This window comes from Streptomyces sp. SDr-06, from assembly GCF_003324565.1.
In the GTDB taxonomy this organism is placed as follows: Bacteria; Actinomycetota; Actinomycetes; order Streptomycetales; family Streptomycetaceae; genus Streptomyces.
Genome location: NZ_QOLA01000001.1, coordinates 585,967 through 611,474, shown reverse-complemented (window position 1 = coordinate 611,474; position 25,508 = coordinate 585,967). Strand labels below are relative to the sequence as shown.

Below are 25,508 nucleotides of genomic sequence, written 5' to 3'. Positions count from 1 at the left end.
CCTGTGGCGATCAATCCGAACTGGCCCATCGTCGAGGAGGGCTGGGGCTCGTACTGGAACGGCTCCTCCGGCGCCCCGTGGGACCGCTACACCGAGGTCACTCCGTCCACGCGGGGACGCTCCTCGATCCAGCGGGGCCGCCAGTACGAGCTCGACCAGGTCCGCTCAGGCGAGTACCAGACAGTGCTCGCCAACAAGGACGGCAGCCTCGACCCGGCGAACACGGGCGGCCCGTTCTACGGGCACATCGCGCCCTACCAGTCCTACCGCAAGCGCGCCATGTGGCCGCCGTCCATCAACCTCCTGTCGCAGATCCAGGCGACGGGCGGGGACCTCGGCGGCTACGCCGTCGGCGCCAGCGCATTCAACGCCGACATTTTCAGCGACACCGACAGCAGCGGCAGCGCCATCGTCACCGCCTCGGCGACGGCCTGGCAGGGCGCCAACGTCCTCCAGGCCAGCATTCCGTCGGGCACCACCGCCCCGGCGAAAATCTGCCGCACCCCGCAGACCGCCGCACTGCCCGGCCAGACGTACACGATGCAGATGCGGGTCCGGAACGTCACCGCAGCCACGTCGCTCCAGGTGAAGGCAGGGATCGGCTGGTTCCTGTCACCCAACGCCACCCCGGCGAGCAGCTTCACCTACGGCTCGACGGTCACCCTCACCGGCTCGCCGACCGCAGCATGGACGCAGATCATCGTGACAGCGACAGCCCCCGCGGGGGCGATGGGCATGGACGTCGGCGTGATGGTCGCGGCGACCGCGGCTGCAACGTGCTCGGTGCAGGTCGACGGCTGGCAGCTGGAGAGGGGCTCCACCGCCTCGGCGTGGGTCCAGCCGGGGGTCTGGTATCCGATGTTCGAGGGGTTCACGGAGCGCTGGCCCGCCCAGTGGACCCACAACGGCACCTACGGCACGACGTCACCTGTCTGCGTCGATGCCATGTCCCTGCTGTCACAGGTCCAGTTGTCGGACCCGCTCACCCAGGAAATCAACAGCCATTCGCCGCGTTTCCTTTTCAAGTTGGACGACCCGCAGAACAGTAATGGGGCCAGCGACGCCACGGGCAACTATCCGCAGGCGCAGGTCGCTGTGTCCAAATACGGGGCGGGGTCCCTCACGTTCGGCACCCAGATCACAGCGACGAACCCGGCGACCGGAGTGTTCACCGGGTCCGGTGGCACCGTTGTCGCCATCGCCAACGCCAACCCCGGCCAGTTCCTTACGGGTCCAGCCACCTATCTGAAACTGACGTCGTCGGGGATCACGGGCCCGGCGAACCCGGCCCTGTGGGTCCGCACGCTCGCCTTTTGCTACACGGGCCCTGCCATCGCTGGCGGTGCTTACATGTGGTCCTGTATGGATGGCCAGCGCTCCGGCGGCTCGCCTTCGGGATCTCTGATCGCTGTCTATCTGGATACCTCGGGGCATCCGAGCATGGATCTTCGGGGGCCCACTGGGGCGGGGGGCACCTATGTGGCAGGCGGTGCAACCAACTGCGCCGACGGGAACTGGCATTTTCTGATCTTTGGCTACAACACAACGACTCAGCAGGTGGTGATCTCCCAGGATGGAGCGCTCGCCGCGTTCTACGGATCTATCCCTTCGACGTACACGCCGACAGGACTGATCAGCGACAGTCTCGGTGGATACGTCGATGCCACCAACGGGGGCGGCACCACAGCCAACTACCAGGGTGACCTCGCCTTCGCCGCCGAGTTCGCCGACTGGAACGGCATCGCAGGCGGCGGTGCTGTCGGCATCACCAACCTTTACAACGCGTGGAAAAACGCTTTCGCCGGGGAATCGTCGGACACCCGGTACAAGCGCATTCTCGGCTATGCGGGATGGACGGCTCTGTCGAACCTCCAGACCGGACTCACCACCTCGATGGGCCCGGCCGAATTTGGCGGACAGGACGGCCTCAGCGCGCTCCAGGGCGTCGTCGACACCGAGAACGGCAGCCACTTCATCGGCACCGACGGACGCGTCAACTTCCGCTCCCGGGGCGCCCGCTACAACTCGCTCACCCCGATGTACATCTTCGGGGAGCGGACCGACCTCGGCGAGTGGCCCTATGAAGACTGTCAGCTGGACTATGACTCCACCCACCTGGCGAACCGGGTCACGATCACGCAGCAGACCCCCAACCAGCAGTTCGTCGCGCAGGACTCGGCTTCGATCACCGCGTACTTCCCGCGCACGCTGACCCGCACCATCAACTCGTCGTCAGCCGCGGAATGCCAGGACGCTGCTAACTACCTGCTCTCCCGGTACAAGCAGCCTGCGATCCGCGTCAGCTCGATCAAGTTCCATCCGTCGGCCAATCCGGCCCTGTGGCCGGTGCTGCTCAGCCTGGAACTCGGCACCCGGGTCCGGGTGATGCGCCGTCCGCCCAGCCCTGCGTCGCCTATTCAGATCGAGTGCTTCGTCGAGGCGATCCAGTGGGACATGGACGACCAAGCCGAGGCGTTCTGCACGCTCCAGTGCTCGCCCGTTGACCTCACCCCGTATGCGATCTTCTCGGCCTGGCATACGACGCTGAAGACCACGGTCGCCTCGGGCGTCTCGTCGATCACGGTCAACAACAGCCAGGACAACACCAACCCCCTGGCTGCGCAGCTGCCCGCGGGGACGCAGATCGTCTTGGGCCAGAACACGGCCAACCAGGAGACCATCACGATCTCGGCGGTCGGCGCGACTTCAACGGGCTGGACCAGCGCGGTCCTCACCCTCACCGCGCCGACAACCAAGAGCCACACGGCTGGGGACCTGATCAACGAGGTGTTGCCAGCGGGGATCACGGACCCGACCACCTGGGACGCGGCCTCCGCGTTCGATGCGACAGCGTTCGCCTACTGAGGGGAGGGCCGATGGCCCGCACCGTACCGTCGCCTCCCACCGAGGTTCCCGGCAACTTCAACACGTCCGCCCTGTTCAACGCCCAGGTGCGCGATCTCAATAATTTTGCGCTGGCCGTGCCGGTCTTCCGCGGCTACCAGGCGTCCTCACAGTCCGCCGCCAACGCCACCTGGATCTCCGTCGCGATCGATACCTCGACCCTGGACTCCGACGGCGGGCACAGTAACGTCACCAACAACAGCCGCTACACGCCGACCGTCGCGGGCACCTACTGCGTGATCGGCACCGCCGCTTTCGCCGGCTCGGCGACGACCCAGCGCGCCGCCCGCCTGACCATGAACGGCTCCACGTCCATCGGCGCGGCCGTCGCCGGCGGCTCGGGCGCCTCCTGGTGGTGCGCCACCGCGATCGACTTCTTCGTCATGAACGGCACCACGGACTACGTCGAGCTCCAGGCCCGCCAGGACTCCGGCGGAACGCTGTCGACGTACACCGGCACGGACTTCAACAGCGCGCTGCGAGTGTTCTGGCTGTCCCGCTGACCCCTTTTCCCTCACCGCTCCGGCGGCTTCGCCATGCCCGGGAGGGCTCATGACGCATATCGAGCTTCTGCCTGCCCGCGGTCGGTTCGGGCGGCACGTTGAGCATGACCCGCGGTCGCTGGAGTACGCGCACGGCGTGCTGCCGGAGACGGCCATCAAGTCCGTGTCGTGGGCCCGGCGCGCTCCCGTTTTGGATCAGGGCCAGCTCGGGTCGTGCACGGCCAACGCCGGTACGGGCTTGCTGGTCACGGACAGTGCCGCAAGGCCGGGCCTCACGTCGGTGACGATCTCGACGGCTGCCGCACGCGCCTCGCACGGGCTTTTCACCCCCGGCGTGTACGCGCCCGACGAGGATTTCGCGGTCCGCCTGTACTCGCTGGCGACGCTCCTCGACTCGATCCCCGGGCACTACCCGCCGACAGACACCGGCAGCTCCGGGCTCGGCGTCGCCAAGGCACTCAAGGCGCTCGGGCTCGCCACCGGCTACAGCCACGCTTTCTCGCTGCCCGCGCTCACCTCCGCGCTGCAGCACGGCCCGGTGATGATCGGAATCGTCTGGCTGGAGTCGATGTTCGACCCGGACGGTGACGGCCGGATCGTCGTCGACCAGAACTCGGCCGTCGCGGGCGGCCACGAGGTCGAGATCGCCCAGTACGACGCGACGACCGGCGACTACTGGATCACCAACTCGTGGGGCACCGGTTGGGGCGTCGACGGGCGCGGCTACCTCACGACTCCGGACCTGCGGTGGCTGCTGTCCCAGCAGGGCGACGTCACCGTGCCCGTCTGGACCACCGCGACGGCGGCCTGACATGGGAATCTACGGCCAGGACTGGGCCTCGTACCAGCCCGCACAGCCGGATACCTCCGGCATCTCGTTCGCCTTCGTCAAGGTCACCGAGGGCCTGTCGTACATCAACCCGGTCTGGCACACCCAGCGCGACCACGCCAAGGCCAACGGCCTGGTGTGGGGCGCGTATCACTATCCGCACATGGGTAACTCGCCGCAGGCCGAGGCGGATTACTTCCTGTCTCAGGTCAACTGGCAGCCCGGCGACCTGGTCGTCCTCGACTGGGAGGGCTACGACTCGGCGAACGCCAACGTCCCGAAAAGCACCCAGGTCGCCTACAAGGAGGCCTGGCTCCGGTACGTGAAGGGCCGCCTTCCCCACAACCCGGTGGGGATGTACGCCAACACGGACTACTGGCGCAACGTCGACACCAGCGGTTACTACGGCGACTTCCTGTGGATCGCGACGGCCGGACGCAACGCGGGCGACCCCGGCATCCAAGCCGCTTGGCTGTTCCACCAGTACAGCGACAACGGGGTCGACCGCGACTACTGCCACCTCGCCTCCACCGCCGAACTCCGCGCCTGGGCTCTCTCGTTCCAGCCCAGCCCGGCCCCCGCTCCCACGCCCTCTCAGGAGACCGACATGCCCCAATGGATCACCGGCCCGGTCGCACCGGGCGCACAGCCCACCGTCGTCCTGCTCCCGCACGGCTCCGCCTGGAACCAGTTCAACCGGCGGCTGCACCTCGGCATGGACCAGATCAGCGACAAGCCGGTCAAGGGTTCGGTGCGGGTCGCCCTCCACAACGGGGCCGCCTGGCACGGCATCAAGAACGTCGCCCTCGACGCCGGCGCGGGTGTTGTCGACGTCGACATCACCGCCCCCGACGTGAAGCTCTCCCTCCAGACCGACGCCGCGGGCGTCTCCTACTCGATCGAGGTGTGGTGACATGAAGATCTTCGGAAGGGAACCGGCGGCCCTCACGGCCTTCGCCGCCGTCGCCATCAAGCTCCTCGCAGCGTTCGGCGTCGGCCTCAGCTCGGACCAGCAGGCCGTCCTCAACGCCGTCGCGGCCGCGGCCGTTGGTCTCGTGGTCGCGGTCATGGCCCACGACGCACTGGCCGCACCGCTGTACGGCCTCACGCAGGCCGCCCTCGCCCTCGCTGTCGGCTTCGGCCTGCACTGGTCCGCCGACCAGCAAGCCCTCGTCCTGTCGGCCGTACAGATCGGCATCGCGATGTTCGTGCGCACCCAAGTCACCGCGAAGGTCCCGGCGCCGGCCATCAGCCGTCCGACGGCTGTCTGATCGGAGCACGACGTGCCGGACGATCCGACCCTCGGCGAGATCGCCCGCCGCTTCGAGGACCGGCTCGCCGACGTCCGCGAGGACATCCAGCAGCTCGGCCGCCGCCTGGACGAAAAAGTCGACCAGCGGGTCTACGACCTGCGGCACGAGAGCCTCGCCGCACGCGTCTCCACCCTGGAGACCTTGCGCGAGAAAGACGCCGAGAAGCTCGTCGCGACCAGGCGCTGGCTCATCGGCGCGGTCATCGTCCCGCTGGTCAGCGTCCTCCTGCCGATGATCCTGCTGCTCACCAAGGGGACGGGATGAGCCGCACCGAAATACGCGCCGAAGAACGCCGGTGGCGGCGCGGCGACACCTGGGCCGTGTTCGGGGCGCTCGCCCTTGGCGCGGTCCTCGCCGGGATTGTCCTCAGCATCTACCAGTTGCAGAGCGACCTCACTGTCGCCAACGGGGCCAGGGACGCCCTCGCCCGGCAGGTGCAGGGGCTCGGGCACCAACCCGTCGCCGGCCCGCCCGGCAGCCGGGGCGACCCGGGCCAGTCGGTCACCGGGCCGCCCGGCCCAATCGGCCCTTCAGGGCCCAAGGGCGATCCGGGCCTGGCGGCTCCGACGCTCACTCCGGCTCCGGGCTCGACCGGGCCCGTGGGGCCCTCCGGGCCTCCAGGCAGGGATGGCAAGGACTCAACCGTGCCAGGCCCGGCCGGCCCTACCGGTGCGCCTGGGCGCGACTCGACCGTTCCTGGCCCAACGGGCCCCCAGGGCGCAAAGGGCGATCAAGGCAGTGCGGGCTCTCCTCCCGCAGGATGGACCTTCACCTACGGCGGGGTGAATTACACCTGCTCACCGGTATCCAATTTCGATGAGGCCCATCCGCGGTACGACTGCCAGCCCGACCAGCCTCAGCCAACACCATCCGCACCCAAGGCGCCGCAGAATGCGGCCCTGGACCCGAATCGGAGGCGCTGGTAGCGGCGGGCTACACCTTCAGCTTGTCCTCGGCCCTCCATTTCGCTTGGAGCCTCCTGCTTTTTGCTGCCTCACAGATGCTGCAATAGCGCTGATGCCCGCGGTCACCTGACTTCCGGTAAACCCGGTCAAACGGGTGTCCGCGCTTGCAGTGGGTCTTTCGGGCGTTGATCGCGGACACGGCCGCCGAGTCCTTGAGGACGTTCTCCCTGATGGTGACGACCTGGAGGTGCTGGGCGTTGACGCAAGCCCGGTTCCGGCAGACGTGGTTGATGACCATGCCTTCAGGTATCTCGCCGTGCATGTCGTACCAGGCGACGCGGTGGGCGCGGCGGTTCTTCCGGCGGAGATAGAAGAACCCGTAACCGTCCTTGTCGAGAGGGCCGGTCCATACGAGGCAATCGCTGTCGCGTCGCACGCGCAGCATGAATCGCTCCCTTTCGGGAGTGGTGAGGTTTCCCATACTCAATTCTATCCGGCCCGCACGGGCCAAATGGCGCGCACGGAATATCAACTGGCCATATTTACCAGCAATTTGGCATACGGGGGTGAGTGATGATTGATCGCCCAGCGCCGAGTCGAATGCCCCGCACCCGGTGGATACTCGCCGCCCTCGCGGTGCTGGCCCTGGACGTCTACCTGCTGGTCTTCCACTGGCCGGACGTCGCCGGGAACTTGGCGGCGTCGGTGATCTGGGGCACCCCGGCCCTGGTCGCCCAGCATGTCGCACTGCGCCGGCATGCGGACCGGCAGCACGCCGAGACCCGGGCCGTCATCCGCGACTCCCAGCCCACGGGCTGACCCGCACCTGTCCGCTCTCTCCCGGAGGCCCCTGTGGCTCTCGCTGACCTGGCCGTCCTGGACGGACACAAGACCGGCGGATTCCCGCCCGGCTACCCGGCGTTCGCCCGCACCTTCTACTCACCCGTGGATGCCGTCCACGACGTACTTCTTGAGATCATCAAGTCGGCCACGTCGAGCCTGGTCTGCGCCATGTACGGCTTCGATGACGACGAACTCGCCGCCGCACTGCACGAGAAACTCGACGACGAGCACGTCTTCGTCCAGGTCACCCTCGACTCGTCGCAGGCCGGCGGCGTGCACGAGCGGGAGCTGCTGGCGAAGTCGGCGTTCCCCGCGAACAGTGTGGCGGTCGGCCGCTCCGAACACGGGGCGATCATGCACATGAAGCTGCTCATCGTCGACGGCCTCGACGTCGTCACCGGATCCACGAACTGGTCCCGCTCCGGGGAAACCCTCCAGGACAACCAGCTCACGGTGCTGAGGGATCCGCTGGTCGCTGCGGAAGCACGAGCCCGCGTCGATGCGATCCACACCCACATGCTGCAAGCCGCAGCCGCAGCCGGAGCGAGGAGCACGGCCTGAACGCCTGACCGCCGTCCGCCCGCCGCGCCGGAGGGAGGTGATCGTGTGCTGTCGCTCGTCCTGAACCTGCTCGTCTCGCTCAACCTCTGCTGAGCCGAAGCTACGAACTGCCCCCTCCTCCGGGAGGGGGCTTTCGTCATGCAAGCCGCCCGCCACGGCACGGTCGGATAATCCCAACAGGTTGTCAGTGGACGGCTGTAGGCTGGCGTTGCCGCGAAGCGCAGCCCGGGGTTACTTCCCTTCCAACGGACACAGTCCTCGGGCGCTTGGTACTCGCAGCACCCTTCGGGGAGACAACTGGATACGGGTGGCTGGCGAAGCGCAGTGCGGGCCTACTTCGTTTGAGGAACGAGAGGTCGCAGGTTCGAGTCCTGCCCGCGCCCCCTCCATGGGGCCGGTAGCTCAGCTGGTAGAGCGCTATGTAGCTCGTGCGTCTGGTACTCGCCCGCCTCCCGTGTCCAGTTGAATCCTCGTTCCGGTCGCCTCGCGGCCGGGCCGACAACTGCAAAGGCGTCGCGAAGCGATGTTGCAGGGCTACTTCATGAGTACAGGTTCGATTCCTGCACGGTCCGCCTCGCGGTCTGGACCATGTAGCGCCCGTCGGGGGCGCACCCCTGCACGATTGGTACTCGCGGCGCCCAGCAGTCTGTCCGTCGGCCCGGAACCCTCCCGTATCTGGAGCGACCGATGGGCAAGTTCACTTCCGCGCCGCGCACAGCGACGTCCCCCGTGACCACAACCGGGACCACCACCACCTTCGAAGGCGGCGCCGCTTTCACTCGCGACGCCAAGTCGGACCTGTTCCTGTTCGCCGTCGTCAACATGGTCGGCGAGGACACGTTCTACGAGAGCGCCGCCGACCGCGACCACCGGTTCCGGGCACTCGTGCACGCCGCGACCCGCCAGGACCCGGACTGGGTCGCCCAGTTCGTGCCCTACCTGCGCGGGACGATGAACATGCGCTCGGCGTCGATCGTCATGGCCGCCGAGTCCGCTATCGCCCGCAAGGCAGGCACGGACCGCGAACCGACGATCTCCGTCCGCAAAATGGTCGCCGACGCGATGCTCCGCGCCGACGAGCCCGCCGAGTTCATCGCCTACTGGAAGGCCCGCACCGGCAAGAAGACCCTGCCCGGCGGCGTCCAGCGCGGTGTCGCCGACGCCGTCCAGCGCCTGTACAAGGAGCGGGCCGCCCTCAAGTACGACGGCGGCGCCTCGCAGTGGCGCATGGCCGACGTCGTCGCGCTCGCTAAGCCGGAACCGGCAGGACCCTGGCAGGCCGACCTGTTCGACTACCTCGCCGACCGGCGGTGGAAGCGCGACACCATACGGGTCACCGACCGGCTGCCTGTCCTGTCCGCCTACCGGGCCGCAATGGCCATGCCCGACGCGGAGCGGCGCGCCTGGTTCCTGGAGGACCCCGAGCGGCTCGGCCGGGCGGGCATGACGTGGGAGCAGCTGTCGAGCCTCGGCCCGATGGACGCTGCGGCCTGGTCCGCGGTCATCCCGCACTTGGGCCTGATGGCGCTGACCCGAAATCTGCGGAACTTCGACGAGGCTGGCGTGCCGGACGACGTGGCCGCGCTGGTTGCGGCCCGGCTCGCGGACCCGGAAGAGGTGCGCCGCTCGCGGCAGTTCCCCTACCGATTCCTGTCTGCTTACCGCGCAGCCCCCTCGTTGCGCTGGGGACACGCCCTGGAGCAGGCGCTGCTCGCGTCGACGGCGAACATTCCCTCGCTGCCGGGCCGCACCCTGGTCCTCGTGGACACCTCGGCGTCCATGACCGGCACAGTGTCGGCGAAGAGCCAGATCCGGCACGTCGACGTCGGTGCCCTGTTCGCGGTGGCGCTCGCCGGCCGCGGCTGCGACGTGGACCTGGTCGGCTACGCGAACGGAGTGTTCCGGCACGAGCTGGTCAAGGGTGGCAGCGTGCTTCGGCAGACCGAGGCGTTCTGTGCCCGGGTCGGCGAGGTGGGCCACGGCACGGAGACGGTCGCCGCACTGCGGTCGACGTACCGGGGCCATGACCGGGTGGTCATCGTGTCGGACATGCAGGCGTTCGCATATCCGGGGCACGGCGGCCGTGGCTCCGTCTGGGGGGCGACGGGCTACCGAGGCCTGTCAGTGTCGGAGTCGGTCCCGGCGCACGTGCCGATGTTCGGGATCAACACGACGGGGTACGGCAAGTCGTCGATCGACACGAGCCAGCCGAACCGGTTCGAGATCGGCGGGTTCTCGGACCAGCTGTTCACGATGCTCGACCTGCTGAGCCGCGGCCGGGACGCCAACTGGCCCTGGCTGTAGCGAGCGGCGACCCGACGGCCCCGTCCTCTCCGGAGGGGCGGGGCCGCTTCGCTGTGCGGGTAGGTTCCGGGGAGGGCCCCGCCTATTGATGGCAGGCGGGGGGCTCGTTACTTCCCGGCGGGTGGCGGGCCGAGCTTGCGGAACAAGTCGGCGAGTCCGGCCTCTACGTCCAGGATGTTGTCGAGGCCGTGGACCATGCGTTCGTGGGCGTCGCCCAGGAGGATCGCTGTGACCTTCTGCTCGCACGGATCGCAACACCACGGAGTCTTTGGCGTGTCGTAGAGGAACGGCTTGCCTGTTGGGTCGCCGCACCGGTCGCACTTCGGTTCGTTACGGATCTTCGGACGGTGCCACAGCTTGAACATGGTGTCCTCACTTCACGTGGTAGGTCGTGCGGCCATCTCTTGCTCGTCCAGGCAGTCAGCGCTTCCCGAGCCACTTTCGGACGGTCATGCGGTCGATACCGGCCTGCTTCGCGAACCCGGCCTCGGTGGCGTCGCCGTTGTTGATGCGGGTGACAGCGATCTGTCGCAGGCCGATGAAAGCCTTCCGCTCTGCCAGTCGGGCATCGATACGCTCCCTGCCGAGTTCTGCGACGAGGTCCTCCGGCGCTTCGGTCATGAGCCGGTAGGCAGCAGTTAGGGCGGCTTCACGATCGTCGCGGTCATCGGCGTCGGGGTACTGCTGCGCGATGTCGTCAGCTGCGCGGTGGAGTTCGGCGATCTGGTTGCCGTTGAGGGCGTGGTTGTCGCCGAGCCAGGCTTCGAGTTCGTAGCGCTGCATGCGTCACTCCTCGGTGAAGTTGCAGGCGTCGCAGTCGCAGGGGTAGGGGGCGACGGTTTCGCCGCCGACGGCCTCGGCGAAGGCGTTGCCTTCGATGGTGCGGTGGGCTACGGGGGCGTGGAAGACGGGGATTTGAGAGCTGGCGGCCTCGTAGAGGGCGCGGGCGTGGCCTTCGCCGCGGTGGTCTTCGCCGACCTCGATGTTCATGATCTCGTTGCGTTCGGTGGAGATGTAGAGCTCCGCGATGAGTTCACCGTCGGCGTCGTGGGTCTCCCAGATGTGGTAGCGGTTGCCGTCGCCGTAGTAGTCGCCGGTGCGCGTGGTGATCGTCAGCATGGCGGCCTCTCTTGGGTGCGACCCTCGCCCCTTCTGTAGACCACTCTACAGTCAACCTGTAGTCGCGTCTACAGGTTGGCCGGGGGCGCTTAACGCCTCGTTGGGGGTGGGGAGTTGACCATGGACGACTCTCGATAACCCGCCCATAGCGACTGTCCGCAAACGAACGTCTGTGAGCCAGTAGCGACGAACTCGGCTGTCCTGCGCGGGAGTTGTTACACATCCCGTGTCCGCATCTATGTAACGATCTCCCCCCTTCTCGATACACTGGGCTATGCGAATCGGCTACGGACGCGTGTCCACCTCCGACCAACACCCCGAAGCTCAGCGCGACGCCCTCACTGCCGCTAACTGCGACCAGATATTCGTCGACAAGCTCAGCGGCAAGCTCGCCTCCCGCCCCGAACTCGACAAAGCCCTCGTCGCCGTCCGCGACGGCGACCACCTCGTCATCACCAAGCTCGACCGGCTCGGCCGCTCGCTCCGCAACCTCATGGACGTCGGCGATGACCTCCGCGAGCGCGGCGTCGAACTCGTCGTCCTGGACCAGGGCATCGATACCTCGACCCCCGTCGGCCAAATGTTCTTCCACATCCTCGGCGCCGTCGCCGAGTTCGAGCACTCCCTCATGGTCGAACGCACCAAGCAAGGCCTCGAAGCCGCCCGAGCCCGCGGGCGCACCGGCGGGCAGAAGCCGAAGCTGCGCCCTCGCCAGATAAAGCTGGCCCAGGAGATGTACGACGAGACCGGCGCCGACGGCAAGCGCAGGTACACCGTGCAGCAGATCGCCGACGAGTTCGGCGTCAGCCGCCCCACCATCTACCGGCACCTGGAGAAGAAGTAGCTTCCCGCCGGCGCCCGGCCCTGCCATGCTGGCTTCGGGGTCCTGGAGCGGCGGTAAACGCGGCGATGAGCACCCTGTGCCCACCCTTCGGGGTGGGCGCCTTCGTTATGCCGCCGCGTAGTCGTGCGGCCTGCCGCCTCGCCATTCGATCTCGGGGGAGTCGCCGTCGACCATGGCTTCGGCGTCGGTTTCGTCGAGGCCGGACTGGCGCAGGAACTCGATCAGGTCGCGGTCGGAGTAGGCGACGCCGATGTCCTGGCCGAGGACGGTGACGTGCCGACCGCCTGCCGGGCGGGGCCGGTGCACGATGATCGTCGGGTCCATGACCCCAGAGTCGTCCCGGCGGCCCGGCACCGCATGCCGAGGAGCGACGGCGCCCGTAGGCTGGACGTCCGACCAGGGGGGTCCTGGGAGGCCGCGAAAAATGCCCCGCCCCATCTGGAACGGCGCCATCAGTTTCGGGCTCGTGAGCATCCCGTGCCGCGTGGTGGCTGCCACCGAGAGCCACAACATCGCCTTCCACCAGATCCACCTGAAAGACATGGCACGCGTCCGCACGAAGAAGGTGTGCGAGATCGACGGGCAGGAGCTGTTCCAGGAGGACATCGGTAAGGGCTACGAAGTTTCCAAGGACGCCATCGTGCAGGTCACCGATGCGGAGCTTGACTCGATGCCGCTTCCCACAGCAAGGGCTATCGACATCGTCGCGTTCATCCCGGCCGACTCCATCGACCCGGTCCGCGTGGGCGCCGGTTACTACCTGGAGGCCGCTGGCCCCGTTGCGTTGAAACCGTACAAGCTGCTGCGGATGGCGCTGGAGCGCAGCTCGAAGGTGGCGGTGGCGAAGTTCGCGTGGCACAACCGGGAGCGCCTGGGTCTCCTGAGGGTCAAGGACGACGTGATCGTCCTGCATGCGATGCACTGGGACGATGAGATCCGCAGCCCCGAGACTCTGACCCCGAAGCCGGTCGAGTTGACCGACGACGAGGTCGACGCGGCGATCCAGCTTCTGGAGTCGATGGCCCGCGACAACATCGACGACTACACCGACCACTACCAGGAGGCCGTCGAGGAGCTCCTGGCCGCAAAGGCCGAGCACCGCCAGCCCAAGGCGGTGGAGGCGGCACCGGAGTCGGGCGGGCAGCTTGTCGACCTGATGGCCGCTCTGAATGCCAGCGTGGAGAAAGCGAAGGCCAACCGCGGCGAGTCGACCGAGGACGCCTCAGTGCACGACCTGCCGAAGAAGCGCACTGCGAAGAAGGCGGCAGCGAAGAAGACCGCGGCCAAGAAGACCACGGCGAAGAAGGCGCCCGCGAAGAAGACTGCTGGCCGGAAGCCGCGCAGCGCCTAGTCCAGCCAGCCGAGCTCGCTGTCGGGGCGGCAGAACTGACACGCCTCGACGCCCTCGGCCAGCGCACGCAGCGCCTGGTCGCGCGTGATCGGCTTAGTGCGTTTCCCGGCCATGCCGCAGTCGCCGACGTGGACCGCGTCCGGGCGGCTGGTGGCGCCAGCGCGGGGATAGGAGAGGACCCAGTCCGGCACGGGCGGGGGTGTCGGACGTGCGGCAGCCTCGCGCTGTTCCTCGGTGGCGATCCAGCGTTCGACTCGCTCCAGCTCGCCGAGGAGGTAGCGGCGCAGGAACTGGAGCTGGACGAGGCGAGACGGCTGACCGGACATGTGTTCGAGTCTAATCCGCTGGTCCTGCGCGTTCGACCCGCCGTTGTCAGTGGCCGCCCGTACAGTGGCGCTCATCATCGGCTACGAAGAAGCCGGGGATTGCTGCTGGGGCCCGCCGGAACAGCGACCGGCGGGCCCGCTGCCTGAACTGGCGTGCCCAGCGCCCCAGTTCGTGCACAATGGCGCTATGACCACCCTGCTCGTCTCCGCCGCTGCCCGCCGCACCGTTGTTCTCCCGGCCGGAGGCCCCCGCCCGTCGCTCGCCGCGCGGGCCGCAGCCCAACACGCGGGCCACGGATCAGCCGTCCTCGACCGCGTCACGACGGCCAGCTCGGCGAGCACGCCGGGCGCTTCCGCGTTCCAGTCCGCGCTGTAGCTCAGCCCTCGTCGGGCTCCTCCGGATGCCGCACAACCCGCTTGAGCTCCGCCTCCACGTCGAAACGGTTCTGCCCGGTCGCCTCCGCATGCGCGGTGATCGCGGCCTGCACCCTCGCGGCCGCATCCAGCCACGGCGCCCACGCCTCCGCCGAATGCGGCCTCGCCTCAGCCTTCAGCTGCTCAGCCACAGATGCACGCTCAAGCTCAATCAGTTCATCAGAGAGTTCGATAGCCACGAGCCGGGATCTTAAGCCGCGGGTCTGACATCGGCCTGCGCCGCCTCGCCGCGATGCGCCGCAGCCCACTCCACCAGCAGCGACCGGTACCGGTCCTCATCAACCGGACCCCGCGCACCCTCCGGCCACAGGGCACGGATCTCCTGGTTCACCACCGCGGCCGGACGCGGCCACGAGCGCACGGTGCCGTCAGGCGGGGGAGTGGGAGGCATGGATCAAGGCTACTCCCGGGGTCGGACAAGAGCGTCGGCCGCGTCAAGAGCGATCGCCCACGGATAGCCGCCCGGGCGGCTCTCTCCCGGCTGGTTCGGCACGAAGCCGCCCTCGCCGTACAACACCGTCACGCCCATGCCCCGCAGCTCGGTGACGCTCCGCTCGAAAGCCCGGTGCTGCGCGTAGGCGGCGTTCACGCACGGCATCACCGCTGTCGGGATGCCCTTTCCGATGCCCTCCGCGACGACGCCGACGACGAAGCTGGAAGTCAGCCCGAGCGCCCACGCATTGACGCTGTTGAAGGTGGCCGGCGCGAACAGGATCACATCCGCCGGGGGCCACACATCCGGCTCCCCGGGCCGCTTGTACTCCGAGCGCACCGGATGCCCCGTCAGTGTGGCCAGCCCCGACAGGGACTCCTCCAGCCACGACGCCGCGGTCGGCGTCAAGCCGAGACAGACATCCCAGCCTCGCGCCTGCAGCGCCTCGATCACCGTGGCGACCTCGAAAACAGGAGGGGCCGCCGAACAGAACAGATACACGGTCCGCGAAGTCATGCCCCCAGTTGATCACACGCAACCGCCCCCGAACTGAAGGCAGTCGGGGGCGGAGCGTTCACCCGCGCCGGACAGCGCGAGTACCGTTCCGAGTGCGAGCAAGGAACGGAGCCATTATGCCGAGACTGGGCGACGACCACACCGGCGCGCGCATCAAAGAACAGAGGCGGCTCGCCCACCTCACCCAACGCCAACTCGCCGAGATCATCCCCTACTCCTACAGCCTCCTCAACCAGATCGAGTGCGGCGCCCGCGTGGCCACCGTTGATTTCACTGCGGCTGTCGCACGCGCCCTCCGCATCGACGTGACAGTGCTGACAGGACAGCCCTACATGACGGAGCTCCAGCAGGACCGCTTGGCCGCGCTCGTCCGCCCCATCCGCGAAGCCCTCGACCTGTACGACCTCGGCGCCGACCCCGTAGCCACGACAAGACCCGTCGCTCAGCTTGTCGACCTCGCTGACGATCTGTGCGCCCAGGTCCGGGCCACCCATCTCGGGAAAGCCGCCCGCGCCCTGCCCGACGCAATCTCCGAGCTCACCACGGCGGCCTGGCGCACCCCCACGACAGAGCTGTGGCAGGCCCTCGCCTCGACGTACCGCACCGCCCACGACATCACCGTCAAGCTCGGCTACTACGACCTGAGTGCCGTAGCCCTGGACCGCATGGACTGGGCAGCCCAACGCGCCTCGGACCCCTGCCTCGGTGCCGTCCGCCAGTACATGCGCGCCCTCGTCTATTTCCGCGAGGGCGAGTACCGCATCGGCCAGCGCCTGATCGCGGCAGGGCACAGCCATCTCGCCCAGACCGGCACCACGCGCGAATCCCTCGCCGTGACCGGCCAGCTCCACCTCGGCGCCACCGTCATCGCTGCCCGTGCGGAAGACGGCGCCGCCGTGGAAGCCCACCTCGACGAGGCCGTGTCCTACGCGAAGCGGACCGGCGACGCCTCAGAGATTCACTGGCTGTCGTTCGGGCCGACCAACGTCGCCCTGCACCGCATGTCGGCCGCCGTCGAAATGCGCCACTACGACGAGGCAGTCAAACAGGCGAAGAAGATCAAGCTGCCGCCGTCGCTCGCCGTCAGCCGGCGCGCCCACTTCTACGTCGACCGCGGCAGGGCCGAGATGGAAGTCGGCCGGACCGACGCCGCGCTCAAGTCCCTCCTGGAAGCCCGCTCCGCGGCCCCGGAGCAGACCCGCTACCACCCTGGCGCGAGGGAGACCATCAAGGGCCTCGTCCACCTCAACCGCCGCACCCCCGACACGCTCGGCCACATGGCCGCCTGGATCGGCCTCTGAACACTCACACGCTCACAAAACTGTGAGCATTCAGCCCGCCCGTGTTCGCCACGCTGGTCCCGTACCTGATCACGATGATGGGCGGGACCCGACATGACCGAGACAAGCGGCGAAGCCCCGCGGGCGTGCTTCTACTGCCCCCAGCCCGGGGCCGATTGCTGTATCCGGCTGGCCGCCATAACGAGCGGGCCGCCGCGGCCCGTGTTCGCGCACGCCGCTTGCGCCGCCGACCACGGAATCAAGCCGCTGTACCACGTCACCGACGAGCCGTCGGTGGTGATGGCCTTCCCGTGGGCGTGAGCGAGCCGCCCCGCATGCCGGGGCACTGCTGGGACCGGCACCCGCGCACAGGTACCCACTGTCTGGACGAGCCGGGGCATTCCGGGGATCACTCCAACTGGGCGACGGGTGAACGCTGGCCGAACCGGCGCAGGGCAGTCGCCGCAGCTCAGGCCACAGATTGACGGTTGGTCATCGGATCGCACCCCGTGTGTACGGAGCGCGCCCGCGAGTTGTGCATATATGCGCGCGCACCCTTCCGCTGCTGGCATATGCGGGGCAAGGTGGTGTCCGATGTAAGGATGCTCGGGGGCTACGCTCCTGAGTCGCCGCAAGTTGCACCGAAGGTGCGCATATCCGTTTCCGCCAGTCGGAAGCGGTGGTTCAATCACGTAACTCCGGCCCAGCCCCCAGCGTGGCCGCCTAGCCGAGGAGGTCCCGCACGTGGACGTGAAGAGCGCTGGCGATCCGCAGCAGGTGAGTGAGCCTCGGGTCATTCTGGCCGAGCTCGATGCGCTGGACCGACGACCGGTCAATCCCGGCTTCGTGGGCTAGCTCCTCCTGGGTCATGTCGCGCCAGACGCGGGCGTCGCGAACGCGTAGGCCGACGGCTCGACGGGCGTCGAGGATCCACTGAGGCTGGTCGGCTGGCACCCCAAAACGCTCTGCCGATCATGATCATAAGTCAGCAGCTACTTTGAGGCATTTAATGATCTTGAAGTTAGTCCGGTAGACGCCCCGGCGGCACCCTGCACTGAACGGTCCTGTGTCCCGCTGGCATATGCCGTCGGGCTAGGTCTAATGTCCGCAATCGAACGTAAGTTCACCTAATCGTGTGAACGAGGCCCAGCCTGCGTGTGTCGTTGGGGAAAGAGCACAGGAGAGGCCATGTATGCCATCGCACGGGCGGGAAGTAGGAGATCTTCCATGGACAGCCGCGAGATCCTCTCGCTCTACGAGTGGACCCCCGGACTGTGCTTCCGGCACCCCTCCCGCGGAGAGGTCGACACGACACCCGTGTCGACGCTTCACCCGCGAAACGACGGCGCACTGGAAGTCCGCGCCTGCCGCGACTGCGTAGTTGAGATGGAAGGCGTCCGGCGCCGCGCGGCCGAGAAGGCCGGCGTACCCTACGAAGCGGGGCACGTCGCCCATCCCCTGCGAGGGCGAAAGCGCTGAACAGGGTGCCTGTCTGGCGCTCACGCTGGGGAGAATCTGGGGAGCGAGCGGCGGCTGGGGAGCATCCAGGGAGCCCCCAAAGCCTCACTCAGGGTCACCCGCGGCAAGTCAGGGGAGGTCAATACCAGCAGTTCAGGGCCTTGCTGGGGTCTCCGGGGACCGAATCCGCTGGTGGCACAACCTGCGCGGGCAGTTCTTCACGGACTACAACCTGCTGGCGGCGGGCTCGGTGATCGTCGCCCTCCCCACCCTGGTCGTCTTCCTGCTGCTGCAACGGCACTTCATCGCGGGCCTCACACTGGGCTCCAGCAAGGGGTGACGTACGGCTGACGAAACGTCAGAAAGGCGGAATCCAGCCGGAGTTCGGCGTGGCCGCGAGCGGACATCGATCCCGGCTCCAGCACGCCTCAAGGGTGCCTTGAGGCGTTCACCTCAGGGTCTGCGACCCTCAGCAGATACACGCCTGCGGACCCGCCCGGCCCTCACCCGGGCGGGAGCAGCCCGGCCCCGGAGACCGCCATGACCGTCGAACTGCACGTCGCCACCGCTCTCCTGCACGACCTGGACACGGCGGGGAACCCGCTGCCCGGCCGCGAGGTCGCCCGGCGGCCCAGCCCGGTGAACCCCACCGTCACCATCCTGCGGTGGGAGCCGGCCGACGCACCGGAAGGGGCCGCGCTCATGGACCCCATCTTCCAGCGCACCGGTGTCCGCGAAGTCCGCGTCACCGAGATCCGCTGGTACGACCGGGACGGCTACTTCATCGCGCCCAGCGTGCCGCTCGCCGCCTGAGCGCTGATCGAAAATACCTCGCCCCCGCGGTCGGGATCGGTCAAGCTGCAGGTGACAGCACCCTTTCCAGGAGCAAGCAGTGATCGACCTCGACCGCCTCATCCCGCCCGCAGGCCTGGCCGCCGCCATCGACGCCGGCCACGTCGTCCGCAAGGCGCACCCCGCACTGCCGCTCTCCATCCTCTCCTACACGAGGGCCTGCCAGTACGAGCAGGCGTGGGACGAGGTGACCACCCGCTGTCGCGGACTCGTGGTCGACGACGCGACCGGGACGATCGTGGCGCACTGCCTGCCCAAGTTCTTCAACGTCGGCGAGCACACCCACGGCCGCCCCTACGCGCCGCCGCTGCCCGACGAGCCGTTCGAGGTGTACGACAAGGTCGACGGCTCGCTCGGCATCGTCTTCCACTACGAGGGCCGGTGGCGGGTCGCCTCCCGCGGCTCGTTCACCTCCGAACAGGCCGCCTGGGCCGGTGCCTGGCTCGACGGACGGGACACGGCGACCCTGCGGCCCGGCGTCACCTACCTCGTGGAGATCCTCTACCCCGAGAACCGGATCGTCGTGGACTACGGCGGCCGGCGCGACCTCGTGCTGCTCGCCGCGTACGACGCGACGGGCGAGGAGATCGGGCTTTCGCGCGCCGCCGAGGACTGGGCGCCGGTCGGCTCGGTGGCCCGGTCCTGGCCCGCGCTGCCGCTCGCCGAACTCCTCGCGCGCGCCGAGGCGAACGTCTGGGCCGACGGCGGCGAGGCCACCGGCACGGACGCCGAGGGCTATGTCATCCGGTACGCCTCGGGCCTGCGCGTCAAGGCGAAGATCAGCGAGTACGTACGGCTGCACAAGGTGCTGACCGGCATCACCGAACGCGACATCTGGCGCTACCTCGGCATCCGCCGGTTCGGCGGCGAGGACCCCAAGCGGGTCGCCCAGGCGCTGGGTTGCGCCCCCGGCGAGATCGCGGAACTCACCGCCGACGGCGCCGACCCGCTGGAGGCCATGCTCCAGCAGGTCCCCGACGAGTTCGACGCCTGGGTGCGGGCCGTGACGGCGCGGCTGGACGGACAGGCCGGCGAACTGTCCCGACTCGCCGCCGAGCGGTTCGCCGAGGTCTCCCGGCTCGCCCAGGACCGGGGCGCGTTCGCCCGCGCCGCCCAGCGAATCGAGGACCGTACCGTCCGCGCGGCCGTGTTCCAGCTGCTCGACGGCCGGGGCATCGACCTCATGATCTGGCGGTCCGTCAAACCGGCGGCCGCCGACCCCTTCACGAACGACGACGAAAGCTGAACCGCTCCATGCCCACCGTGCACGTCATGACCGGACTGCCCGCCTCCGGCAAGACCACAGCCGCCCGCGAACTCGTCGCGGACTCCGGCGGCCAGTGCCGCCGCGTCAACCTCGACGACCTGCGCGCCATGCTCAACCCCGCGGGCGCGGGACCCGACCGCTCGCACACCGCCGAGCAGTCCGTCCTCGCCATCCAGGACGCGGCGGTGCGCGAGACGCTGGCCGCGGGGTTCGACGTCGTCGTCGACAACACCCATCTGACCCCGCACATCCCCAAGCGCCTCAAGGCCGCGGTGGCGGGCCGGGCCCGCTTCGTCGTGCACGACTTCACCGGGGTGCCCGTCGAGGAGTGCCTGCGCCGCGACGCGGCCCGCGCCGTCCCGGTCGGCGAGGACATCATCCGCCTGCTCGCCGACAAGCACGCCAAGGCGGTACGGGGCGGCTGGCGGCTCACCGACGCCTGGATGAACGACACCGTCGTGCTGGCCGAGGTCGAGCCCTACACGCCGGACGCGGCGCTGCCCAGCGCGGTGATGTGCGACATCGACGGCACGCTCGCGATGAACCTGAACCGCAACCCGTACGACTTCGCCCGCTGCGAGCAGGACGGCCTCAACGGCTGTGTGCGCGACGCGCTGACCGGCTTCCGGCAGGCGCACGGCGACACGATCGTGCTGCTCTCGGGGCGGGGCGAGGAGTTCCGGCCGCAGACGCAGGCGTGGCTCGCCGCGCACGACGTGCCGTACGACGAGCTGTGGATGCGGCCGGCCGGCGACGGGCGGCGGGACGACCTGGTGAAGGCCGAACTCTTCGACGCGCATGTGCGCCACCGGTTCAACGTCCGCGTGAGCCTGGACGACCGCGACCGGGTCGTCGCGGTGTGGCGCCGCATGGGCCTGCCCACCTGGCAGGTCAACTACGGTGATTTCTGAGGGAGTTGATCAGGTCGCGTCGTGGAGGACGAGGCCGAGGGTGCGCCGGTGTCCGGAGCGCACGGTGCTCACGCCGTGCCGCACCGGCGCCGCCGACCAGCCGCGCCGGGAGGCCACCGGCCGGTCCCGGGTGGTGAAGACCAGCGCGTGGCCCTGCGGAACCAGGGTCGCGGTGCCCCTGGACTGGGCCCGCGGGCGCTGCTCCACCAGCAGGAACTCGCCTCCGGTGTAGTCGGTGCCGGGCGCGTCGAGACCGATGACGACCTGGAGCGGGAAGACCGCGTCGCCGAACAGGTCGCGGTGCAGGGCGTTCCAGTCGCCCGCCGCGTACCGCAGCAGGATCTGCGCGCACTTGGCCTGGCCGGCCTCTCGGCAGCGGGCCAGCCACTCGTCGAGGGTGTCGGGCCAGGGCGCCGGACGCCCGAGCCGGGCCGCCCAGTCCCGGGCCACGGGCAGCAGCACCGGGTAGAAGGCGGCGCGCAGTTCCCGCACCAGGTCCGGCAGCGGTTCGGCGAAGTAGCGGTACTGGCCGGACCCGAAGCGGTGGCGCGCCATGTCGACCGTCGCGCGGAACCGGTCGGCCAGGTCATACAGGTCGGCGAGGCTTCGGCACTGGGCCGGGGTCAGGAGCCGGTGCGTCAGGGCGCAGCCGTGGGCGTCGAGCTCCTCGACGATCCGCGGCCAGTCACCCGCGCCCACGCGATCGGCCGTGCGGTTGCTGGACATGTGGCCCTCCGATGTGCGGGGCGCCGAGCGTGGGGCCCGGGCCGAGACGGTGCCGCACATCGAGGGTCACGCCCGCGGGCCGCGCCGACCGGCGGAATCCGGACGTCGTGCTGGGCTCGCGCCCGCGGCCGGGCGTCAGACCGGTTCCGGCACGGGGCGGGTGACGACGACCAGGAAGGCGTCGCTCTCCAGATCCATGACGACCTCCGCCGCGAGGCCCTCGTTCCTGCGCTCCCGGGCGAACTCCTCGGCGGGCCAGTGGCCACGCGGCCCGCCCGCGGGAAAACGTTCCAGTACTGTACGGCGCATTTCGCCGCACCCCCTTGTGTCTCGGCCGGCACTCGCACAACGACGCCCGCGTCGTCGGCGTTACGGCCCCCCGTGGCCGGTGCTCGTACACCAAGACGCGTCGGGGGGCCGGAAGGTCGCATGCGGCAGGCAACGGCCCGGCCACAGTTGTGTGCGCGATCAAGGGGGGCCCGAGCCGGGCGCGGGTTTCCGTGGCAGGGTGTTGCGGGCAGTCCACTGGGGGCTATCGAAGAGGGGGAACCGTGATTGTCTGGATCAACGGTGCGTTCGGCGCGGGCAAGACCAGCACCGCGCGCGAGCTGATCGACCTGATCCCGAACAGCACGTTCTACGACCCCGAGGTGATCGGCGGGGCACTGCGGCACCTGCTGCCGCAGAAGATGCTGGACCAGGTGACCGACTATCAGGACCTGCCGATCTGGCGGCGCCTGGTGGTGGACGGCGCCGCCGCGCTGCACGCCGAGGTCGGCGGGGTGCTCGTGGTGCCGATGACCCTGCTGAGGCAGGAGTACCGGGACGAGATCTTCGGCGGCCTCGCGGCCCGCCGCATCCCCGTGCGCCACGTCCTGCTCACCCAGGAGGAAACGATCCTGCGGGCCCGGATCGCGGCCCGGGTGGAGTTCCCCGGCGATCCCGGGGCCGATGAGCAGCGCGTTCGCAGATGGGCGTACGAGCACATCGAACCCTTCCGGCGCGCGCTCGGCTGGCTCACCGCCGACGCCCACGCCGTCGACAACGGGGCCCTCGGCCCGCGCGAGACCGCCGAGCGAATAGCCGAGGCGGTCCGTTCGGGAGCGGCCCGCGCGTGCGAGATCGTGCAGACCCCCGAGCCCACCGCCGAGACGCTGGCCGCGGGGGTGCTGCTCTTCGACGAGGACGGCCGGGTGCTCCTGGTCGACCCCACCTACAAGCCCGGCTGGGAGTTCCCCGGCGGTGTCGTCGAGCGCGGCGAGGCCCCGGCGAGGGCCGGGGTGCGCGAGGTCGAGGAGGAACTCGGCGTCCGGCTCGACCGCCTGCCGCGGCTCCTGGTCGTCGACTGGGAGCCGCCCAGGCCTCCCGGGTTCGGCGGCCTGCGCCTGCTCTTCGACGGCGGCACGCTCGACGTCGACCGGGCCGGGCACGTGCTGCTGCCCGGCGCCGAACTGCGCGGCTGGCGCTTCGTCAGCGAGCAGGAGGCCGCGGAGCTGCTGCCGCCCGCCCGCTTCGAGCGGCTGCGCTGGGCGCTGCGGGCGCGCGAACGGTCAACCGTGCTCAACCTGGAGGCCGGAGTCCCGGTCGGCTGAGGCCTTCATGACGGCCGCCGCGTCGTCGGTCAGCGGGTCGCCGTGCCCGAAGCAGACGGTGTCCGCGGCGAGCCCGGCCAGCCGGCGGAACGAGGCGAGCGCCCGCTCCCGGTCGGTGTTGAAGACGCCCACCATCACCTGGCCGACCCCGGCCACACTGTCACCCGTGAACAGCACGCCGTGGCGCGGCAGATGGACCGCCATCGAGCCGTCGGTGTGGCCGGGGGAGTGCACCACGACCGCGCCGTCCCCGAAGCCCAGCGCGTCCCCGTCCGCGACCTCGCGGTCCACCCGGGTCGACGGCGCCGGGGGCACCGTCAGGGCGTGCTCGTACAGCGGACGCTCCCAGTCCAGGAGCACCGGCTCCGGGGTCGGCCGCTCGCCCCGGATCACCGGGGCGTCGAGCCGGTGCGCGATCACCTCGGCGCCGTACCGCTCGGCGAGTTCCCCGGCCGCGCCGACGTGGTCCCGGTGGCAGTGGGTGATCACAATGCGGCGGATCGCGGCGGGATCGAGGCCGAGCCCGCGCACCGCGTCCTCGATGGGCGCGGCGGCGTTGACGTCACCGGCGTCGATGAGGGTCAGCCCGTCGTCGTCGCGCCACAGGTAGGCCTGGCCGACGGGGAAGCGGAACAGGTGCAGCCGGGGGAGTACCGGTAGGAGATCCATGCGGCGAACGTACGGCGCGACGCCGGTCGCCGCATGGATCTACGCTCTGCGCGATGTCCGCCGAGCGCTGAACCTGCCCGGGGGTCAACCCCGCTTGGACTCCGCGTAGTTGACCAGGAAGTGGGCCTCCGCGATCGACAGGCGCTCCAGTTCCTGGGGCGAGACGCTCTCGTTGACCGCGTGGATCTGCGCCTCGGGCTCGCTGAGGCCGATGAGCAGGATCTCCGCGCGCGGGTAGAGCGCGGCCAGGGTGTTGCACAGCGGGATCGAGCCGCCCATGCCCGAGGACTGCATCTCCTCGCCCGGGTAGGCCACCGCCATCGCCTCGGCCATCGAGGTGTAGGCCGGGCTGTTGATGTCCGCGCGGAACGGCTGGCCCTGGCCGACCTGCTCGATGGTGACCCGGGCGTTCCACGGGACGTGCTTCTCGATGTGGGCGTAGAGGAGCTTGGTCGCCTCGGCCGCGTCCTGGCCGGGCGGCACCCGCAGGCTGATCTGGGCGCGGGCGCTGGCCGGGATGGACGGCGTCGCGCCGGCCACCGGGTGGCAGTCGATGCCGATGACCGTGACGGCCGGGCGGGCCCAGATGCGGTCGGCGACCGTGCCGGTGCCCGGCAGCGCCACCCCGTCCAGGACCTTGGCGTCCTGGCGGAACTCGTCCTCCGGGTACTGCAGTCCGTCCCACGCGGAGTCCGCGGCCAGGCCCTCGATGACGGTCTGCCCGTGCTCGTCGCGCAGCGAGTCCAGGACACGGATGAGCGCGGCCAGCGCGTCCGGGGCCGCGCCGCCGAACTGGCCGGAGTGCAGATTGCCCTCCAGGGTGTCGACCTGGACGCGGATCATGGTCATGCCGCGCAGCGTCGCCGTCACGGTGGGCAGGCCCACGCGGAAGTTGCCGGTGTCGCCGATGACGATGGCGTCGGCGGTGAGCAGCTCCGGGTGCGCCTCGGCGTACTGCTCCAGGCCGCCGGTGCCCTGCTCCTCCGAGCCCTCCACGATCACCTTGACCGTGACGGGGACGCCGCCGTTGGCCTTCAGGGCGCGCAGCGCGAGCAGGTGCATGATGAAGCCGCCCTTGCAGTCCGCGGCTCCGCGCCCGTACCAGCGCCCGTCGCGCTCGGTCAGTTCGAACGGCGGGGTCACCCACGCCGACTCGTCCAGCTTCGGCTGCACGTCGTAGTGCGCGTACAGCAGGACGGTGGGCGCGCCCACCGGGCCGGGCAGCAGGCCGTACACCGACTGCGAGCCGTCCGGGGTGTCCAGCAGGGCGACGTCCTCGAAGCCCTCGGCGCGCAGCGCGTCGGCCACCCAGTTCGCGGCGGCCTCGCACTCGCTCCTCGGCGCCACCGCCTCGTCCGCCACCGACTGGAACGCGACCAGTTCCGTGAGCTCCGCCTTGGCGCGGGGCATCAGGGACGCGACGGTCTCGGCGATCGGATGTGCGGTCATGGGCACGCTCCTCGTGGGTGCGACGTTGTGTGTACAGATACGCAGGTGTACGTGTGTGTACGGCGAAGGTATGGCCGATCCTCCCACAGCGGGCCAGGACAGGAGGGCGGGGCTACTG

32 protein-coding genes and 1 pseudogene are annotated in these 25,508 nt (G+C 69.3%); 20 read left to right on the top strand and 13 right to left on the bottom strand.

The annotated features are described in order from the left end of the window. Positions 1-3 precede the first annotated feature (3 nt). From DT019_RS02805 to DT019_RS02780, 6 genes are read left to right on the top strand one after another with little or no spacing between them, the layout of a single operon-like run. Entirely contained in the window at positions 4-2,865 is a 2,862-nt protein-coding gene (locus tag DT019_RS02805; protein ID WP_114034936.1) for a hypothetical protein, read from the top strand. 11 nt (positions 2,866-2,876) lie between these two features. Then, the gene (locus tag DT019_RS02800; RefSeq protein ID WP_114034935.1) at positions 2,877-3,407 is read left to right on the top strand and encodes a hypothetical protein; all 531 of its coding nucleotides are present in this window, start codon (positions 2,877-2,879) and stop codon (positions 3,405-3,407) included. Positions 3,408-3,456: 49 nt separating this feature from the next. Next, positions 3,457-4,218: a C1 family peptidase gene (locus DT019_RS02795; RefSeq protein WP_114034934.1), complete on the top strand. Its 762-nt coding sequence runs from the start codon at positions 3,457-3,459 to the stop codon at positions 4,216-4,218. Between the two features lies 1 nt (position 4,219). Further along, positions 4,220-5,149 carry a glycoside hydrolase family 25 protein gene (locus DT019_RS02790; protein ID WP_114034933.1) on the top strand — a complete coding sequence of 310 codons (930 nt, stop codon included), beginning with the start codon at positions 4,220-4,222 and terminating at the stop codon, positions 5,147-5,149. Between the two features lies 1 nt (position 5,150). Next, complete coding sequence (locus tag DT019_RS02785; RefSeq protein WP_114034932.1) at positions 5,151-5,507, top strand: hypothetical protein; 357 nt, start codon at positions 5,151-5,153, stop codon at positions 5,505-5,507. Between the two features lie 12 nt (positions 5,508-5,519). Beyond that, on the top strand, positions 5,520-5,813 hold the full coding sequence (locus tag DT019_RS02780; protein ID WP_114034931.1) for a hypothetical protein: 294 nt from the start codon (positions 5,520-5,522) through the stop codon (positions 5,811-5,813). 669 nt (positions 5,814-6,482) lie between these two features. Here DT019_RS02780 and DT019_RS02775 read toward each other — a convergent pair. Next, positions 6,483-6,899 (bottom strand): HNH endonuclease signature motif containing protein, encoded by a 417-nt coding sequence (locus tag DT019_RS02775; protein ID WP_189389045.1) that lies wholly within the window; start codon positions 6,897-6,899, stop codon positions 6,483-6,485. 155 nt (positions 6,900-7,054) lie between these two features. Between DT019_RS02775 and DT019_RS02770 the strand changes: the two genes are divergently transcribed. From DT019_RS02770 to DT019_RS02755, 3 genes are all read left to right on the top strand, one after another. Further along, the gene (locus tag DT019_RS02770) at positions 7,055-7,273 is read left to right on the top strand and encodes a hypothetical protein (RefSeq protein WP_114034929.1); all 219 of its coding nucleotides are present in this window, start codon (positions 7,055-7,057) and stop codon (positions 7,271-7,273) included. Between the two features lie 33 nt (positions 7,274-7,306). Next, positions 7,307-7,858 (top strand): phospholipase D-like domain-containing protein, encoded by a 552-nt coding sequence (locus DT019_RS02765; RefSeq protein WP_114034928.1) that lies wholly within the window; start codon positions 7,307-7,309, stop codon positions 7,856-7,858. A 687-nt stretch (positions 7,859-8,545) separates the two neighbouring features. Beyond that, on the top strand, positions 8,546-10,162 hold the full coding sequence (locus DT019_RS02755) for a TROVE domain-containing protein (RefSeq protein WP_114034927.1): 1,617 nt from the start codon (positions 8,546-8,548) through the stop codon (positions 10,160-10,162). Positions 10,163-10,269: 107 nt separating this feature from the next. Here DT019_RS02755 and DT019_RS02750 read toward each other — a convergent pair whose 3' ends face one another. From DT019_RS02750 to DT019_RS02740, 3 genes are read right to left on the bottom strand one after another with little or no spacing between them, the layout of a single operon-like run. Next, on the bottom strand, positions 10,270-10,527 hold the full coding sequence (locus tag DT019_RS02750) for a hypothetical protein (RefSeq protein WP_114034926.1): 258 nt from the start codon (positions 10,525-10,527) through the stop codon (positions 10,270-10,272). 55 nt (positions 10,528-10,582) lie between these two features. After that, positions 10,583-10,945: a hypothetical protein gene (locus DT019_RS02745; protein ID WP_114034925.1), complete on the bottom strand. Its 363-nt coding sequence runs from the start codon at positions 10,943-10,945 to the stop codon at positions 10,583-10,585. 3 nt (positions 10,946-10,948) lie between these two features. Next, a complete protein-coding gene (locus DT019_RS02740) occupies positions 10,949-11,281 on the bottom strand; it encodes a hypothetical protein (RefSeq protein ID WP_114034924.1) in 333 nt (110 codons plus the stop codon). Between the two features lie 274 nt (positions 11,282-11,555). On the opposite strand from DT019_RS02740, the gene DT019_RS02735 reads away from it, so the two are divergent. Next, positions 11,556-12,125 (top strand): recombinase family protein, encoded by a 570-nt coding sequence (locus tag DT019_RS02735; RefSeq protein ID WP_114034923.1) that lies wholly within the window; start codon positions 11,556-11,558, stop codon positions 12,123-12,125. A gap of 105 nt (positions 12,126-12,230) precedes the next feature. Here DT019_RS02735 and DT019_RS02730 read toward each other — a convergent pair whose 3' ends face one another. After that, positions 12,231-12,449 carry a hypothetical protein gene (locus tag DT019_RS02730; RefSeq protein ID WP_114034922.1) on the bottom strand — a complete coding sequence of 73 codons (219 nt, stop codon included), beginning with the start codon at positions 12,447-12,449 and terminating at the stop codon, positions 12,231-12,233. 100 nt (positions 12,450-12,549) lie between these two features. Between DT019_RS02730 and DT019_RS02725 the strand changes: the two genes are divergently transcribed. Further along, positions 12,550-13,476 carry a Ku protein gene (locus DT019_RS02725; RefSeq protein ID WP_114034921.1) on the top strand — a complete coding sequence of 309 codons (927 nt, stop codon included), beginning with the start codon at positions 12,550-12,552 and terminating at the stop codon, positions 13,474-13,476. Here the strand turns inward: DT019_RS02725 and DT019_RS02720 are convergent. After that, positions 13,473-13,802, bottom strand: a complete 330-nt coding sequence (locus tag DT019_RS02720) for a DUF6233 domain-containing protein (RefSeq protein ID WP_114034920.1) — start codon at positions 13,800-13,802, stop codon at positions 13,473-13,475. The genes DT019_RS02725 and DT019_RS02720 overlap by 4 nt on opposite strands. 187 nt (positions 13,803-13,989) lie before the next feature. Between DT019_RS02720 and DT019_RS39070 the strand changes: the two genes are divergently transcribed. Beyond that, complete coding sequence (locus tag DT019_RS39070; protein ID WP_147267253.1) at positions 13,990-14,178, top strand: hypothetical protein; 189 nt, start codon at positions 13,990-13,992, stop codon at positions 14,176-14,178. Position 14,179: 1 nt separating this feature from the next. Here the strand turns inward: DT019_RS39070 and DT019_RS02715 are convergent, their stop codons facing one another. Together DT019_RS02715 and DT019_RS02710 are read right to left on the bottom strand one after the other, a co-directional pair. Continuing rightward, positions 14,180-14,416, bottom strand: a complete 237-nt coding sequence (locus tag DT019_RS02715; RefSeq protein ID WP_114034919.1) for a hypothetical protein — start codon at positions 14,414-14,416, stop codon at positions 14,180-14,182. Positions 14,417-14,637: 221 nt separating this feature from the next. Then, positions 14,638-15,186, bottom strand: coding sequence for a flavoprotein (locus DT019_RS02710; protein ID WP_114034918.1), 549 nt, complete (start codon positions 15,184-15,186; stop codon positions 14,638-14,640). A 116-nt stretch (positions 15,187-15,302) separates the two neighbouring features. On the opposite strand from DT019_RS02710, the gene DT019_RS02705 reads away from it, so the two are divergent. Both DT019_RS02705 and DT019_RS39060 read left to right on the top strand, forming a co-directional pair. Then, complete coding sequence (locus tag DT019_RS02705) at positions 15,303-16,487, top strand: helix-turn-helix domain-containing protein (protein WP_114034917.1); 1,185 nt, start codon at positions 15,303-15,305, stop codon at positions 16,485-16,487. Positions 16,488-16,580: 93 nt separating this feature from the next. Then, the gene (locus DT019_RS39060; protein WP_147267251.1) at positions 16,581-16,787 is read left to right on the top strand and encodes a hypothetical protein; all 207 of its coding nucleotides are present in this window, start codon (positions 16,581-16,583) and stop codon (positions 16,785-16,787) included. Between the two features lie 402 nt (positions 16,788-17,189). Here DT019_RS39060 and DT019_RS40695 read toward each other — a convergent pair whose 3' ends face one another. Beyond that, positions 17,190-17,336 (bottom strand): helix-turn-helix transcriptional regulator, encoded by a 147-nt coding sequence (locus DT019_RS40695; RefSeq protein WP_114035294.1) that lies wholly within the window; start codon positions 17,334-17,336, stop codon positions 17,190-17,192. A gap of 357 nt (positions 17,337-17,693) precedes the next feature. Here DT019_RS40695 and DT019_RS39320 point away from each other — a divergent pair, with 357 nt between their 5' ends. The 5 genes and pseudogenes from DT019_RS39320 to DT019_RS02680 all read left to right on the top strand — a co-directional run bounded on the left by DT019_RS39320 (position 17,694) and on the right by DT019_RS02680 (position 20,954). Next, positions 17,694-17,945, top strand: a complete 252-nt coding sequence (locus DT019_RS39320) for a hypothetical protein (protein ID WP_189389162.1) — start codon at positions 17,694-17,696, stop codon at positions 17,943-17,945. Positions 17,946-18,120: 175 nt separating this feature from the next. Next, positions 18,121-18,264: pseudogene (locus DT019_RS02695) on the top strand (carbohydrate ABC transporter permease); the annotation flags it as partial. Between the two features lie 200 nt (positions 18,265-18,464). Next, on the top strand, positions 18,465-18,737 hold the full coding sequence (locus tag DT019_RS02690; RefSeq protein WP_114034916.1) for a hypothetical protein: 273 nt from the start codon (positions 18,465-18,467) through the stop codon (positions 18,735-18,737). Positions 18,738-18,816: 79 nt separating this feature from the next. Further along, the gene (locus DT019_RS02685) at positions 18,817-20,022 is read left to right on the top strand and encodes a T4 RnlA family RNA ligase (RefSeq protein ID WP_223279273.1); all 1,206 of its coding nucleotides are present in this window, start codon (positions 18,817-18,819) and stop codon (positions 20,020-20,022) included. Between the two features lie 26 nt (positions 20,023-20,048). Beyond that, entirely contained in the window at positions 20,049-20,954 is a 906-nt protein-coding gene (locus DT019_RS02680) for an AAA family ATPase (protein WP_262985301.1), read from the top strand. Positions 20,955-20,963: 9 nt separating this feature from the next. Here DT019_RS02680 and DT019_RS02675 read toward each other — a convergent pair whose 3' ends face one another. Continuing rightward, positions 20,964-21,680 (bottom strand): 2OG-Fe(II) oxygenase, encoded by a 717-nt coding sequence (locus DT019_RS02675; protein WP_114034914.1) that lies wholly within the window; start codon positions 21,678-21,680, stop codon positions 20,964-20,966. Positions 21,681-21,815: 135 nt separating this feature from the next. Next, positions 21,816-21,989 carry a hypothetical protein gene (locus DT019_RS39315; protein ID WP_189389042.1) on the bottom strand — a complete coding sequence of 58 codons (174 nt, stop codon included), beginning with the start codon at positions 21,987-21,989 and terminating at the stop codon, positions 21,816-21,818. Positions 21,990-22,231: 242 nt separating this feature from the next. On the opposite strand from DT019_RS39315, the gene DT019_RS02670 reads away from it, so the two are divergent. Further along, positions 22,232-23,272, top strand: coding sequence for an NUDIX hydrolase (locus DT019_RS02670; protein ID WP_114034913.1), 1,041 nt, complete (start codon positions 22,232-22,234; stop codon positions 23,270-23,272). On the opposite strand, the gene DT019_RS02665 is transcribed toward DT019_RS02670, so the two are convergent. Further along, on the bottom strand, positions 23,231-23,941 hold the full coding sequence (locus DT019_RS02665; RefSeq protein ID WP_114034912.1) for an MBL fold metallo-hydrolase: 711 nt from the start codon (positions 23,939-23,941) through the stop codon (positions 23,231-23,233). The two genes, DT019_RS02670 and DT019_RS02665, sit on opposite strands and share 42 nt — an antisense overlap. Before the next feature lie 84 nt (positions 23,942-24,025). Then, positions 24,026-25,390, bottom strand: a complete 1,365-nt coding sequence (locus tag DT019_RS02660) for a dipeptidase (protein ID WP_114034911.1) — start codon at positions 25,388-25,390, stop codon at positions 24,026-24,028. Positions 25,391-25,508 lie beyond the last annotated feature (118 nt).